13 protein-coding genes and 1 tRNA gene are annotated in these 13,607 nt (G+C 67.0%); 10 read left to right on the forward strand and 4 right to left on the reverse strand.

What is annotated here, in order from left to right; genetic code table 11:
• The first annotated feature begins 534 nt into the window (after positions 1-534).
• The gene (locus ASPU41_RS23345; protein WP_069950636.1) at positions 535-1,299 is read left to right on the forward strand and encodes a hypothetical protein; all 765 of its coding nucleotides are present in this window, start codon (positions 535-537) and stop codon (positions 1,297-1,299) included.
• A 202-nt stretch (positions 1,300-1,501) separates the two neighbouring features.
• Here ASPU41_RS23345 and ASPU41_RS09030 read toward each other — a convergent pair.
• Positions 1,502-1,589, reverse strand: a tRNA-Ser gene (locus ASPU41_RS09030).
• 168 nt (positions 1,590-1,757) lie between these two features.
• Between ASPU41_RS09030 and ASPU41_RS09035 the strand changes: the two genes are divergently transcribed.
• The 7 genes from ASPU41_RS09035 to ASPU41_RS09065 all read left to right on the forward strand — a co-directional run bounded on the left by ASPU41_RS09035 (position 1,758) and on the right by ASPU41_RS09065 (position 8,425).
• Positions 1,758-2,741 carry an NAD(P)H-quinone oxidoreductase gene (locus tag ASPU41_RS09035; protein WP_069950637.1) on the forward strand — a complete coding sequence of 328 codons (984 nt, stop codon included), beginning with the start codon at positions 1,758-1,760 and terminating at the stop codon, positions 2,739-2,741.
• Positions 2,742-2,872: 131 nt separating this feature from the next.
• Positions 2,873-3,409 carry a PadR family transcriptional regulator gene (locus tag ASPU41_RS09040; protein ID WP_069950638.1) on the forward strand — a complete coding sequence of 179 codons (537 nt, stop codon included), beginning with the start codon at positions 2,873-2,875 and terminating at the stop codon, positions 3,407-3,409.
• 193 nt (positions 3,410-3,602) lie between these two features.
• A complete protein-coding gene (locus ASPU41_RS09045) occupies positions 3,603-5,903 on the forward strand; it encodes a carbon starvation CstA family protein (protein ID WP_069950639.1) in 2,301 nt (766 codons plus the stop codon).
• Between the two features lie 13 nt (positions 5,904-5,916).
• Positions 5,917-6,108, forward strand: a complete 192-nt coding sequence (locus ASPU41_RS09050; protein WP_069950640.1) for a YbdD/YjiX family protein — start codon at positions 5,917-5,919, stop codon at positions 6,106-6,108.
• 174 nt (positions 6,109-6,282) lie between these two features.
• Positions 6,283-7,011, forward strand: coding sequence for a bacterial proteasome activator family protein (locus ASPU41_RS09055; RefSeq protein WP_197515804.1), 729 nt, complete (start codon positions 6,283-6,285; stop codon positions 7,009-7,011).
• A gap of 7 nt (positions 7,012-7,018) precedes the next feature.
• Positions 7,019-7,474: a hypothetical protein gene (locus ASPU41_RS09060; RefSeq protein ID WP_069950641.1), complete on the forward strand. Its 456-nt coding sequence runs from the start codon at positions 7,019-7,021 to the stop codon at positions 7,472-7,474.
• Between the two features lie 105 nt (positions 7,475-7,579).
• Positions 7,580-8,425 (forward strand): aldo/keto reductase, encoded by an 846-nt coding sequence (locus ASPU41_RS09065; RefSeq protein ID WP_069950642.1) that lies wholly within the window; start codon positions 7,580-7,582, stop codon positions 8,423-8,425.
• 115 nt (positions 8,426-8,540) lie between these two features.
• Here the strand turns inward: ASPU41_RS09065 and ASPU41_RS09070 are convergent, their stop codons facing one another.
• The 3 genes from ASPU41_RS09070 to ASPU41_RS09080 form a co-directional block, all read right to left on the reverse strand.
• The gene (locus ASPU41_RS09070) at positions 8,541-8,942 is read right to left on the reverse strand and encodes a hypothetical protein (protein WP_069950643.1); all 402 of its coding nucleotides are present in this window, start codon (positions 8,940-8,942) and stop codon (positions 8,541-8,543) included.
• A gap of 123 nt (positions 8,943-9,065) precedes the next feature.
• Positions 9,066-9,245: a hypothetical protein gene (locus ASPU41_RS09075; protein ID WP_069950644.1), complete on the reverse strand. Its 180-nt coding sequence runs from the start codon at positions 9,243-9,245 to the stop codon at positions 9,066-9,068.
• Positions 9,246-9,284: 39 nt separating this feature from the next.
• Entirely contained in the window at positions 9,285-10,268 is a 984-nt protein-coding gene (locus ASPU41_RS09080) for a hypothetical protein (protein WP_069950645.1), read from the reverse strand.
• 70 nt (positions 10,269-10,338) lie between these two features.
• On the opposite strand from ASPU41_RS09080, the gene ASPU41_RS09085 reads away from it, so the two are divergent.
• Together ASPU41_RS09085 and ASPU41_RS09090 are read left to right on the forward strand one after the other, a co-directional pair.
• A complete protein-coding gene (locus ASPU41_RS09085; RefSeq protein WP_069950646.1) occupies positions 10,339-10,710 on the forward strand; it encodes a hypothetical protein in 372 nt (123 codons plus the stop codon).
• Positions 10,707-13,604 carry a cation-translocating P-type ATPase gene (locus ASPU41_RS09090; RefSeq protein WP_083266441.1) on the forward strand — a complete coding sequence of 966 codons (2,898 nt, stop codon included), beginning with the start codon at positions 10,707-10,709 and terminating at the stop codon, positions 13,602-13,604. Before ASPU41_RS09085 ends, ASPU41_RS09090 begins: the two co-directional genes overlap by 4 nt.
• Positions 13,605-13,607 lie beyond the last annotated feature (3 nt).

Raw genomic sequence — 13,607 nt, forward strand, 5'->3', positions numbered from 1 at the left:
ACTCTCATTAGGTGCCCGGGTAAGGGCTGATGGAATGTGTCCGGGCGATGCCGCGGACCGTCCGGTTTTTGCTCCTGGTCAAGCAGTTCCCGGCACATCAAAACAGGGGTGAATGAACACGGTGTGTATTGCATGTGCATTCGGCGAGACGTCCCCCAGCGGAACGCGTCACAGCCGGCACGGGACCCCCAACGGTGCGCCCCAGCGACGGAGTTGGTGTAGCTCCCGACCTAGGTCAGGTAAATGCCCGGCCACCTGGGTCGGGCATGCCAAAAGAATACCGGCCAGTAGCCCAAGTGGAAGAGGCCGGCCGGTATTTCTTACAGCAATTTTCCTAATGGACCCTAAGGGTGCTTCCGGTCCGCCGGTCAAGGCGTATCCGCGGGGTGCACCGCCGCCGCGGGGGCAGATCAGGGTGGATGCACTTCCCGCATGCGCCCTGATCTGCCCGGGCAGCTGACGGACCGTCGGGCGCAGGATGCGAGGCTGTGGATAACCCGGGCAGCCCGATCCTCGTTGTGGCCTAATGGGCGCATGGCAAGTCCGAAACCCTTACCGGCGGAACTGTCGGCGGGATCCTTCACCATCGGCGAGGGTCGGCTGGGCGGGATCTCCCCGTGGCGGGCCCGGGCGAAGGACATCCATGTGCCCAGCCGCGGCATCCGGGTGCCTGTCGGGGCGCAACAGTCGCTGCTGGCCAGGGCGCGGACCTACACGCAGCTGGGGACGCCGGACACTGTCAGCCATGACTCCGCGGCTACCATCCATGCCTTCAAGGTCCCCGGCGTCCTGGCGAACGCTGCCTCGGCGCCCTCGGCGGGGCTGCTGCACCTGACGAGGGCCGGGAGCGCAGCCCCCCGCCGGAAGGGCGTAGTCGGCCACCGTTCGCTGCTTGAGCCCGCCGACATCGTGATGATCCAGGGCGTTCCGGTCACCTCGATTCCGCGGACGCTGCTGGACCTCGCCGGGACGGGGACTCTGACGGTGGAGGATCTCGTCGTTATCGCCGATGATTTGGTCTGCGAACATGAGCGCTACCAGCACCCCCGGACCGCGCGGCTGACGCTGGGGGAAATCGTGCTCTATGCCGGGCGGCAACGTCCCGTGGCCGGTCTTCGCCTGCTGAGGGAGTCGCTGGGGCTTGTCCGCGTAGGGGTCGACTCGCCTCCGGAAACCCGGCTCCGCCTGCTCTTCGGACGATCCGGCCTGCCGGCGGACATCACCTCACGCCTGAACAGCAGCTCGCCGATGCGCTGCGGAACGAGCGCACATTCAACGCCGGCTGGAGGCAGTTGGTAGTCAACAAACTCGACTTGCGCAACGGCGAGGGCTGGGTGCTGATGCGTGTCCGGCAGGCGCTTCGGGCGCAGGGGTGGCCCGGGTGAGCTTGGCCCAGCGCCCCTTCGCGCCGCGTGCCCGTGCCCTCCAAGGAGCGGGACCGGCGCCGCGACGCAAAAATGCCCCTGCTCCGGCGCTAACGCTGAAGCAGGGGCATTATTCGCGGAAGGTAAGAGATTCGAACTCTTGGTACGGGGTTACCGCACACTGGTTTTCAAGACCAGCTCCATCGGCCGCTCGGACAACCTTCCCTAACGAGTAGTGTTTCATAGGCAGTCGGAAGCAACAAAAACGCGATGCGCCAGCGGGCGGGGGGTCTCCTGCGCCTACTCTGGAAGAATGTGCTTCGGGCATGGTGCGCAGCGGGCGCATCCCTGCACGAACGCTGCAAGAAGTCTGTTACTAACCGGGAGTTCTCCATGAAGGCTGTTTATATCTCAGAGCCGGGCGGACCCGAGACCCTGGAGGTCCGTGACGCCCCGTCCCCGGTGCCCGGAGCCGGTGAGGTGCTGATCGACGTCGTCGCCGCGGGGCTCAACCGTGCTGATGTCCAGCAGCGCAAGGGCCACTATCCACCCCCGCCCGGTGCCTCGGAGATTCCCGGGCTGGAAGTCTCGGGCCGGATCGCCGGTTTCGGGCCCGGTGTCGCCAGGCCATTCACCGTGGGGGACAAGGTCGTCGCCCTGCTGGCCGGCGGCGGCTACGCCGAACAGGTGGCCGTTCCGGCGGGGCAGGTCCTCAGGGTCCCCGACGGCGTTGACCTCGTCACGGCCGCGTCCCTGCCGGAAGTTGCGGCGACGGTCTACTCCAACCTGATCATGACGGCGCAGCTGCAGCCGGGCGAGACGGTCCTCATCCACGGGGCAACCGGCGGCATCGGCACGATGGCCATCCAGCTCGCGAAAGCCTTTGGAGCCATTGTGGCCACCACCGCGGGAAACGCGGAAAAGGTCAGCACCGCCAAGGCCTTCCTTGGTGCGGACATCGCGATCAATTACGCCGAGGAAGACTTCCCGGAGAGCCTGCGCGCGCAGAACGGCGGCAAGGGAGCTGATGTCATCCTCGACGTCGTCGGGGCCAAATACCTCACCCAGAACGTGGAGGCGCTGGCGGACTACGGGCGGCTGGTGGTGATCGGGCTGCAGGGCGGCGCCAAGGGTGAACTGGACCTCGGCAAACTGCTGAGCAAGCGTGCTGCGATCATTGCCACGGCATTGCGCCCCCGGCCCGTCGAAGAGAAGACCGTGATCATGGACGCTGTCCGCGACGCGGTCTGGCCGATGCTGACCGATGGCCGGATCCGGCCGCTGGTGGCCAAGACCTTCCCGCTGGAGCAGGTCAGCGCCGCGCACCGGTACTTCGACAGCGGCGATCATGTGGGAAAAGTCCTGCTGGTGATGTAGCACAAATATTCCAGTTCTGACATATCCCGAATTGCTCGAGGATAGCGAATGACTGTAATGTAATTCCATACGCGGTATACACGCGTCTTGGGGCGCGTGTATGCTTCGTCCCGCTACCCTCCGGGAGCAACATGTCCATCCGTCACAGCCTCCTCGCACTTCTGCAGGACCGGCCACGCTATGGCTACCAGCTCAGGACCGAATTCGAGGACCGCACCGGATCCTCCTGGCCCCTCAACATCGGGCAGGTCTACACCACCCTCGATCGCCTGGAACGCGACGGCCTTGTCCGCAAGGATGGCGCCGACGGCGAGGGGCACGTCATCTACAGCATCACCCCGGACGGGCTCGCTGACGTCCGGACCTGGTTCACCACGCCGGTGCCGCGGTCCAGCCCTCCGCGGAACGAGCTGGCCATCAAGCTCGCACTGGGGCTGACGCTCCCGGGCGTCGACGTCGGCGCCGCCATCCACGCCCAGCGCGCCGTGTCCATCCGGGCCCTGCAGGACTACACCAAGGCCCGGCGGGACACGGCGTCCCTGCGCCGCCCGGCGGACACCGCCCGGCTGCTGGTGTTGGATTCCCTCATCTTCCAGACCGAGGCCGAGGTGCGGTGGCTGGACCTCTGCGAGGCCCGGCTCATGCAGCTGGCCGGCCCGACGGCCTGACCCGAGGTTCCCGGGTGCCCGCCGGAAGCCAGCCGGTAATCGAGCCTGCCGTTCGGCGCATTTGCCCGGCCGTTAATCGCCTCCATGGCACCGCCTGGCGCAAACCCATATCCAAGAATCACCGCCATTGGTAAGGTGCCTTGGGGCACGTCTGTCAAGTGGATTTGCCCGCTGGGTTTCTCAAGGAGGAGACATGGGCACAATGCCAGATGGCACGCCGAAAAACATACTGGTCGAGGACGGCATAACGCCGGATCCGACTCTGCCGCCCACCGCCGTGGACGAGGCAGTGCGTGAGGCTGAAGAGAACAAATGGACGCCGGCCAAGATTGCCCTCTGGGTGGGAATCTCCCTGCTGGGCGCCGTGGCCTGGTTCATGCTCGCGATCGTCCGCGGTGAGACGGTCAACGCCATCTGGTTCGTGTTCGCCGCGGTGAGCACGTACCTGATCGGTTACCGCTTCTACTCCAAGGTCATCGAGCGCTACCTGCTCAAGCCGAACGACCGCCGGGCCACCCCCGCAGAGTACAAAGCGGACGGCAAGGACTACGTCCGCACGGACCGCAACGTCCTGTTCGGCCACCACTTCGCCGCCATCGCCGGCGCCGGCCCCCTGGTGGGCCCGATCCTCGCTGCCCAGATGGGCTACCTCCCAGGCACCATCTGGATCATCATCGGCGTGGTGTTCGCCGGAGCCGTCCAGGACTACGTCGTGATGTTCTTTTCCATGCGCCGCGGCGGACGCTCCCTGGGCCAGATGGCCCGCGAGGAACTCGGCGTCATCGGCGGCACCGCCGCGCTGATCGCCACCCTGCTGATCATGGTGATCATCGTCGCCATCCTGGCGCTCGTCGTCGTCAACGCCCTGGCCGAGAGCCCGTGGGGTGTCTTCTCCGTCGGCTTGACCATCCCGATCGCCCTCTTTATGGGCGTCTACCTGCGCTTCATCCGCCCCGGCAAGATCATGGAAGTCTCGCTGATCGGCTTCGTGCTGCTCATGGCGGCCATCATCGGCGGCGGCGCCGTCGCCGCCACCGAATGGGGCGATGCGCTCTTCACGCTGGACAAGGTCACCATCGCCTGGGCCATCATCATCTACGGCTTCATCGCCGCCATCCTGCCGGTCTGGCTCCTCCTGGCCCCGCGTGACTACCTCTCCACCTTCATGAAGATCGGCGTCATCGTGATGCTGGCCCTGGCCGTCATTGTGGTCCGTCCGGAAATCTCCGTCCCGGCCTTCAGCGAATTCGCCAGCCGCGACAACGGTCCGGTCTTCCCGGGCGCGCTGTTCCCGTTCCTCTTCGTCACGATCGCGTGTGGCGCACTCTCGGGATTCCATGCCCTGATCGCCTCCGGCACCACACCGAAGCTGATCGAAAAGGAACGCCAGACCCGCTTCATCGGGTACGGCGGCATGCTGATGGAGTCCTTCGTGGCCATCATGGCCCTCGTTGCGGCGATCTCCATTGACCGCGGGCTCTACTTCGCGATGAACGCCCCGGCAGCCCTCACCGGCGGCACCGTGGAAACCGCGGCCGCGTGGGTCAACAGCCTCGGACTGTCCGGCGTCAACATCAGCCCGAACATGCTTGCCGAGACGGCGGCCAACGTCGGTGAAGCCAGCATCGTTTCCCGTACCGGCGGCGCCCCGACCCTGGCCGTGGGCCTTGCCCACATCATGCAGCAGTTCATCGGCGGCACCGCCATGATGAGCTTCTGGTACCACTTCGCCATTATGTTCGAGGCCCTGTTCATCCTTACCGCAGTCGACGCCGGCACCCGCGTTGCACGTTTCATGCTGCAGGATTCGATCGGCAACTTCATCCCGAAGTTCAAGGAGCACTCCTGGCGTCCCGGCGCCTGGCTCGCCACCGCCGTTATGGTCGGCGCCTGGGGCGCCGTGCTGCTGATGGGCGTCACAGACCCGCTGGGTGGGATCAATACGCTGTTCCCGCTCTTCGGCATCGCCAACCAGCTGCTGGCCGCCATCGCCCTGTCCGTCTGCCTCGCCATCGCGGCCAAGAAGGGCTCCTTCAAGTTCCTCTGGATCGTGGCGCTCCCGATGGCCTTCGCGGCCGTCGTGACCATCACGGCCAGCTACCAGAAGATCTTCTCTTCCACTCCGGCGGTTGGCTACTTCGCCAACAACGCGGCCTTCTCCAAGGCACTCGAGGAGGGCAAAACCTCCTTCGGCACGGCCAAGACCGTCCCGGCCATGGAAGCTGTGGTCCGGAACACCGCGATCCAGGGCTGGCTCTCGGTCATCTTCGTCGTGCTCAGCATCATCGTCATCACGACGGCCCTGATCGCCACCTACAGGGCCTTCCGCAACGCCAAGGCCGGCCTGGCCACCACGAGCAACGAGGATCCGGCGCTGCCGTCCCGCGTGTTCGCCCCGGCCGGGCCTGTTCCCACACCGGCGGAGCGTGAGCTCATGGCCAAGTGGAACCAACTGCCGGCGGACAAGCGGGCCGAGAAATCCGCCCACCACTAATGCGGAGGAATCGATGAATGCTGTAGTGGAAGGCTTCCGGGGATTCGCCCGGTACCTGGGCGGTGTGATGGGCGCGGATGCGTATACAAAGTATCTGGCACACCATGCCGAAGCCGGTCACGGCTCCGCACCGATGACCGAGCGGGAGTTCTGGCGGGACCAGACGGACCGTCAGGACGCCAACCCGCAGGGCCGTTGCTGCTGATCAGTTTCGGCTGATCAAAGTTGCCGCCACCGGAGGGCGCCGCCGGGCACATCAGTGCTCGACGGCGCCCTCCGCTGTCACATTTGCCTCCGTAGTCGGCCGATTGTTGAGCCTGGCGGCGTTGTCCGCGGGATGGCCCGCTGCGGGGCTCCGGGCTCGTGAGAGTATGAAGCCATGAGCGATCCACACGACACTCAGCCTGCGGCCGTTGTCCCCGTCGAGGGCACCACCGTGGGCTCCCCGCCGGGGGGCGACGGCAGACGGGCGGCGCCCGGACAGCCCACGGACCCCGGACAAGCCGGACGGCCGGACCAGTCCGTGGGATCCGGGCCGCAGGGACAACCGGGACCGCACGGCCAACCCGCGGCACCCGCCGGCGCGCGGCCCAAGTCCGGCCCGCTCCAGGACCTCGTGGACGAACCTGCGAAGGTGATGCGGATCGGCACCATGATGAAGCAGCTGCTGGACGAAGTGAGGTCCGCCCCTCTCGACGACGCGGCGCGGGTGCGGCTCGCCGAAATCCATGAACGTTCGATCAAGGAACTCGAGGATGGCCTGGCGCCGGAACTCGTCGAGGAGCTGGAACGGATCACCCTCCCCTTCCCGGAGGACGGAACTCCGTCGGACGCGGAGCTGCGGATCGCCCAGGCCCAACTGGTCGGCTGGCTGGAGGGTCTCTTCCACGGCATCCAGACCGCCCTCGCCGCGCAGCACGCCGCACGCGAGCATGCCGCCGCGCAGGCACAGCTGCGCCAGTTGCCGCCCGGAACGGTGATCGCGCCCGGCGTGATTATCGGCGAGAACGGCGAGCCCCAGCGCGCCGCAGCGCCCAGACCCGGCGTGGATCCCTCCCAGGCTCCCGTCCCCGTAGACCCGGACCACGGTCCCGGCCAGTACCTGTAAGGCACCGTTGGGATTTTTCAGCGCCGCCCGGCAGGGACGCAAAGACGACGTCGAACTCGGCCGGGGCCTCTGGCGGCGGGCCCACGACCGTTTCACCCGCGGGCTCGACCGCTACCACCAGATCCTCGAAGGGGTGGAGGATGAGGCGCTCTATGCCGAACTCCTCGAGATCGCCAACGAACTGTCCGCGCTCTCGGGGAGGGTCCGCCAGGTGTGTGTGGAGGCCCAGCGGCGTGTACCCAGCGAGGGACTTGACATCCCGGGAACGCTGGCCGGCGTCCACCGCGCCCTGTCGTCGGCCGGTAACTCCCTGGCCACCACCGCCGAAGCGGCCGCCATGCTTCGGCTCGCCGCCGGCCCCGTCGCGGCCGGTGCTGAGTCCGTGCGGCGCCGCGCAGCGTCGGTGCTGGAGCAGGTCAACGACGCCGAGCGCCGGCTCTCAGAGGCGGCCGCCGCGGACTGAGCGGTCCCGGCCGCCCACGGCGCGGGCCGGCATTCCCGGTTAAGCGCCTAGCTTAGCCGGCCCCAAACACTGGCGGTCCGGCGCGGGCATTGGCAGGATGGGTGGATGACTTTTTCACCGGAACTGACTTTCAATGACGGCAACACCATTCCCCAGCTTGGCTACGGAGTGTGGCAGGTGGAAGACGACGTGGCCGAAAAGGTCGTCGTCCAGGCTTTCGAGGCGGGCTTCCGCCACATAGACACCGCGAAGATCTACGGCAACGAGGCAGGCGTCGGCCGGGCGATCGAGCGCTCAGGCCTCCAGCCCGAGGAAATCTTCATCACCACCAAGCTGTGGAACGCAGACCAGGGTTACGAATCTACGCTGAAGGCCTTCGAGGACTCGATGGAGCGCCTGGGCCTGGAAACCCTGGACATGTACCTGATCCACTGGATGCAGCCCAAACAGGACAAATACCTGGACACCTGGAAGGCCCTGATCGAGCTTCAGAAGCAGGGCCGCGTGAAGACCATCGGTGTCTCCAACTTCACCAAGGAAGGGCTGCAGCGCCTGATCGATGAGACCGGCGTCGTACCGGCCATCAACCAGATCGAACTGCACCCGTTCTTCAACCAGTCCGTCCTGCGGGAATTCCATGCCTCCAAGGGCATCCTCACCCAGGCCTGGTCGCCGCTCGGCCAGGGCGGCGAGCTGCTGGAGAGTTCGGTAATCGGCCAGATTGCGGCAAAACACAACGCCACCCCGGCGCAGGTTATCATCGCCTGGCACCTGGCCATCGGCAACGTGGTCATCCCCAAGTCCGTCACCGAATCGCGCATCCGCGAGAACTACGCCGCGCTGGATGTCAGCCTGGATGAGACCGATGTGCAGGCCATCAACGGGATGGACAACTCGGCCGAGGGCGCCGGCCGGATCGGCGCCGACCCGGCAGTCTCCGACTTCGCCTAAGCCACCGCGGCCTAAGCCGTTCCGGTATTGCCCGGACCCGGCGCGGACCGCAGCAGGGCCTTCATCCGAAACCGGGTGGAGGCCTTTCTGCTGCCCGGCGGTCTTGGGGGCCGGGTTACTGGCGTCGAGTCGTAGGCGGCCCACACCGGGAGAATCCTGGGCCGGGGTCATGGATGATCACGGTCCCGCCCAGCAGCAGGGTCTTCGCCTCGAGCTGTTTCATCACTTCCTCGGTGACCGCACCGAAGATTTCAATGTTCAGAAGCCGGACGAGAGGCGCAACCGGAGGGAATCGCGGACCGGCGACCTTCAGATGAAATTCCAGCGATGATATGTCCTGGTGGATGTGAAGGACACTCATCCGGCTTCCGTCGCCCGAGAAATAGACTTTATAGGCGACGATCCGCGGCTCATGGGCTTCGACGAAACCGGCAAGCTCCTCCATGGCGGCCTTCAGCTCGCCCAGCTTCCCGGGCCGAACCTCGGACGTATCAAGATACACAAGGAAATCGTTCACGGTGCTCCTTGCAGATCAGCTGACGTCTCCAGCGGAGATGGTGGCCAGGAAAGGGCCTCCCGCCACAATTCTTCGCCGGGACGAAGCCCTTGTCGAGGTCCCCGCCCTGGCCAGGCGACAGCCCTAGGCGGCCTTGCGGCGTGCCCGCACCGGTACCGCGTCGACGATGGCCCAGGCGTACTCGTCCGCTGCCCGGCGGCTGGCGAAGCGTTCGGCGTCGGAAGCATCATCGAAGGTCTCGGTGCGGATGCGGTTGCAGTCCGTGTCCAGATACGTGACTTCAAAGTACTGGTTGGTTTCCATGAATTAAGTGTGCGGCCGGCCTCCGACACTATGAGCTCATCAGTCCGGCGTGTTGCCAAGCCGCAGCACCCTTTCCCGGGCCAGGTCCGCGGTGCGCCGGGCCTTCTCCGCCGCCCGTGCGCTCTGCTGCGACCGGGCGGCGGCCATGTCACGCCATTTCCTGGCGGCCTTGAGTTCCTGCTCGCGCTGGGCAAGCTGCTCCCGCAGTTCCCGTACGGTCTCGGACAGCTCCGTGGCCAGGGCGGAGGTCGAAGCAAGCTCCTCTTCATATTTCCGGGCGTCCCCCGCGGCCGCCCTGGCGGCGTCTTCCGCATCCTTGAGTGCTGCCCGGGCGCGTTCCAGCGCGGACGGAGTGGATCTCCGGGGCTCCTGCCGGACGGCCCGCAGGCGGGGCTGCTCCGGCTCTTCCCTGGTGGTGGTCCCGGTCCGGGCAGAGCCTCGGGGCCTAACAGACTCCCCGGACGGGCCGGGCGCGGGAACCGGCAGGGCCGGGGCGGTGAGCTCCGTCCCGGGCAGCGCCACGGCGCCCGAAAGATCCACGACGTCGACCCCGTCGGCGGACAGCCCCCGGAGCAGGCGGCCGGACTGCACGGCAGCCGCGGCACCCTCGTCAGCTGTCGCGGCGCGCAACGTCGCTTCCACCTCCGCCGCGATCGCATCGCTGATCTTCCGGCCCTGCTGTTCGGCGACTGCCCTCGCTGCCTGGACCGCGCTGGCCAGGAGTTGGCGCCTTTCCCGTCCCAGCCGGCGGAGTTCCAGGGCCTCGAAGGAGGATTGCGCCGAGCGCATCGACTGCCCCAGCCTGGCGAGTTGCCGGAGGGTCTCCGGCTGCCGGGCCGCGAGCATGTTCACCGTCCACGCCGCCACGGACGGCTTGGGCAGGGCACGTACATCTGCGGCGAGTGACCGCTGGCCTTTCCCGGCGGCCGCGTCCTTGGCTGCGGCTGTCCGGGCGGCGATAAAATCGTCGAACGGGAGGGCGTAGAGTCGTGCCGCCACATCCGTCAGCCACTGCTCGCCCATGCAAGAATCATAGAAGCCCGGCCCCGGCGATGCCGCTGCTCCCGGGCAGTTCTGACGGATAAGGGCACACATGATTGAAATTGCTGGGCTTCCGGCCCACATCCTGCTCATCCACGCCGTCGTTGTCCTGGCGCCGATCGCCGGTCTCGCCGCGATCGTGTACGCCGCGGCGCCACGCTGGCGGGGATACCTGGCCTGGCCGCTGGGAGTGCTGTCCCTGGTGCTTGTGCCTGTGTCGCTGCTGACCGCGCAGGCCGGGGAGCAGCTGGAGAAGATCCGCCCCTCCTCTGCCCTGATCCGGGAACATGCGGAACAGGGGGACGTGCTCAAGGCCGTCTCAGTGGGGTTCTTCCTGGTCATCGCGGCGGCAGCCGGTGCTTTTTTCATCTACCAGAGCGTCATCACGGGCCATTCCGGGGCAGCTTCCGTCTGGGCCGCATGAACGCCCCGTCGCGCCGTCCCGGTCCGGGAGACACCTGGCACAGGCCTGCAGGCACGACGCCGGACGACGCCGCGGCCGGGACCAATGCGGTCCCGTGGCACGTCCGGCGTGCCATGGAGGCCCTGCAGGCGCTTGACGTCAACCCTGAGACGGGGCTGGACTCGGACGAAGCGGACCGGCGCCGCGAAATCTACGGAGCCAATGAACTCCGTTCCGCACCGCCCGTTCCGCTGTGGCGGAAGGTCCTCAGGCAATTCCAGGATCCGCTGATCTACCTCCTGCTGGCCGCCATCGCCATCTCGGTCCTTGCCTGGGCGGTGGAAGGTGCCGCCGGGGTACCGATCGACGCCCTCGTGATTGGGGCCGTGGTCCTGTTCAACGGCGTGCTCGGCTTCGTTCAGGAGAACAAAGCCGAGAGCGCCGTCGCCGCACTGCGGCTGATGACGGCGGCGAACTCCATGGTGCTGCGGGACGGTGAACTGAAAACGGTGCCGTCCGCGGATTTGGTGCCGGGAGACATCCTGGTCCTCAATGAGGGCGATTCCGTCGGTGCCGATGCCCGGCTAATCACGGCGAGTTCCCTGGGTGTCGCTGAGTCCTCCCTCACCGGCGAAAGCGCGCTGGTTTTCAAGGACCCGGCCCTCCTCAATGGCACCGTCCCCTTGGGGGACCGGCTGAACATGGTCTTCAAGGGGACGGCTGTCGCCCGGGGCGTGGGCCGCGCGGTGGTCACCGGAACCGCGATGGACACCGAGGTCGGTGCGATCGCGGGAATGCTGGCCGCCGCTGAGGACGCCCCGACCCCGCTGCAGCGCGAAATCGCGGGCATCAGCAAGCTGCTCGGCATCACAGTGATCGGGATCGCCGTCGTCGTGATGGCCACGATCATCATCGTGAACGGGGTGTCCACGCTGAGCGGGCTCGTCGCCGTCCTGCTGCTGGGGGTCTCGCTCGCCGTGGCGGCTGTACCCGAGGGGCTGCCTGCCATCCTGTCCGTGGTGCTCGCCATCGGCGTCCAGAACATGGCCAAACGCAAGGCCGTCGTCAAGGAGCTGCACTCGGTGGAAACGCTCGGCTCCGCCTCCGTCATCGCCTCGGACAAGACCGGCACACTCACACGCAACGAAATGACCATTTGCCGGATCACGACCGCCTCCGGCCTGGTCGAACTCACCGGTGTCGGCTACCGGCCGGAGGGCGCAGTGCTCCACAACGGCCAGCAACTGCGTGATCCGGCCCTGCTCCAGGAGGCACGCATGGTGCTGGCCGGCGGCTCCTTCGCCAACAACGCGCAGCTTCGGGAGCACGACGGCGGGTGGGAGATCCAGGGCGACCCGACGGAAGCGGCGTTCCTCGTCGCCGCCCGGAAGCTGGAAGGCGTCACGGACCGCGTTGACGAGTTCGACCGGGACGGCGAAATCCCGTTCACCTCGGAGCGGAAACTGATGTCCGCGCTGGCCCGCCACCGTGAGGCCGACACCCTGTCCCTGGTCACGAAGGGCGCCCCGGACGTCCTGCTGCAACGATGCACCGGTCTGCAGCTCGGCAGCGACGTCGTCCCGCTGGACGCGGACCGCCGCGCCCGGGCACTGGCCGACATCGAGGAGCTCTCCGCCCAGGCCTTCCGCACCCTCGGCGTGGCCTACCGCCAATACACCGAAGCGGACCGCCACGAAGCGGACGTGCTCACCGAGGAAGACGAGAGCACGCTCGTGTATGTCGGCGTCGTCGGAATCCTGGACCCGCCCCGGACCGAAGCGGCCCCCGCGGTGGCCGAGGCGCGGCGGGCCGGTATCCGCGTCGTGATGATCACCGGGGACCACCCGCTCAGCGCGGCGCGGATCGCCGGCGATCTCGGGATCACCAGGCCGGGGGAGCGGGCAGTCACGGGCGCCGAACTGGACAAACTGGACGAGGACGGCCTGCGCGCGCTCACCCTGAACACCTCCGTGTACGCGCGGGTCGCCCCGCAGAACAAACTGCAGATCATCACCGCCCTGCAGGCCCACGGCAATGTGGTGGCGATGACCGGGGACGGCGTCAATGACGCGCCCGCGCTGAAGACCGCGGACATCGGCATCGCCATGGGTGTCACCGGCACCGAGGTCACCAAGGAAGCCTCGAACATGATCCTGGGCGATGACAACTTCGCCACGATTGTCTCGGCGGTGCACCAGGGCCGGGTCATCTTCGAGAACATCGAAAAATTCCTGCGGTACCTGCTTTCCTCGAACATGGGTGAAGTGTTCACGGTGTTCCTCGGCGTCGTGTTCGCCGGCGCCATGGGCCTGGCCGGAGCGAGCGCCGGCGAAGTCGCCGTGCCGTTGCTGGCGACCCAGATCCTCTGGATCAATCTCGTGACCGACTCCGGACCCGCTCTCGCGATGGGCGTTGATCCCGAAATTGACGACGTCATGGCACGCGGGCCCCGCAAACGCGGCGACCGCATCCTCGGCACCCGGATGTGGCTGGGCATCCTGAGCATCGGGCTGGTCATGGGTGTCGCGTCGCTGCTGACCATCGACATCTTCCTGCCGGGCGGGCTGGTCCCGGGCGGCACCGAATCGCTCGACGTCGCACGGACCGCCGGCTTCACCACCCTGGTGTTCGCCCAGCTGTTCAACGCCTTCAACTCCCGTTCGGAGACGACGACGGCCTTCCGCCGGCTCTTCGTGAACAAATGGCTCTGGGGCTCCGTGCTGCTGGCTACGGTGCTTCAGGTCGCCGTCGTCGAGCTGCCCTTCCTGCAGCAGGCCTTCGGGACAGCGTCCCTGGACCCCGGTCAGTGGGCCGTCTGTGTCGTGATGGCCTCGACCGTGCTCTGGTTTGATGAGCTCCGCAAGATTGCCCTTCGGCTGGCCGGACGTCGCCGCGCCGCGCAGGCACCCCGCTGACGC

It is taken from the genome of Arthrobacter sp. U41 (genome assembly GCF_001750145.1).
Classification (GTDB): Bacteria; Actinomycetota; Actinomycetes; order Actinomycetales; family Micrococcaceae; genus Arthrobacter.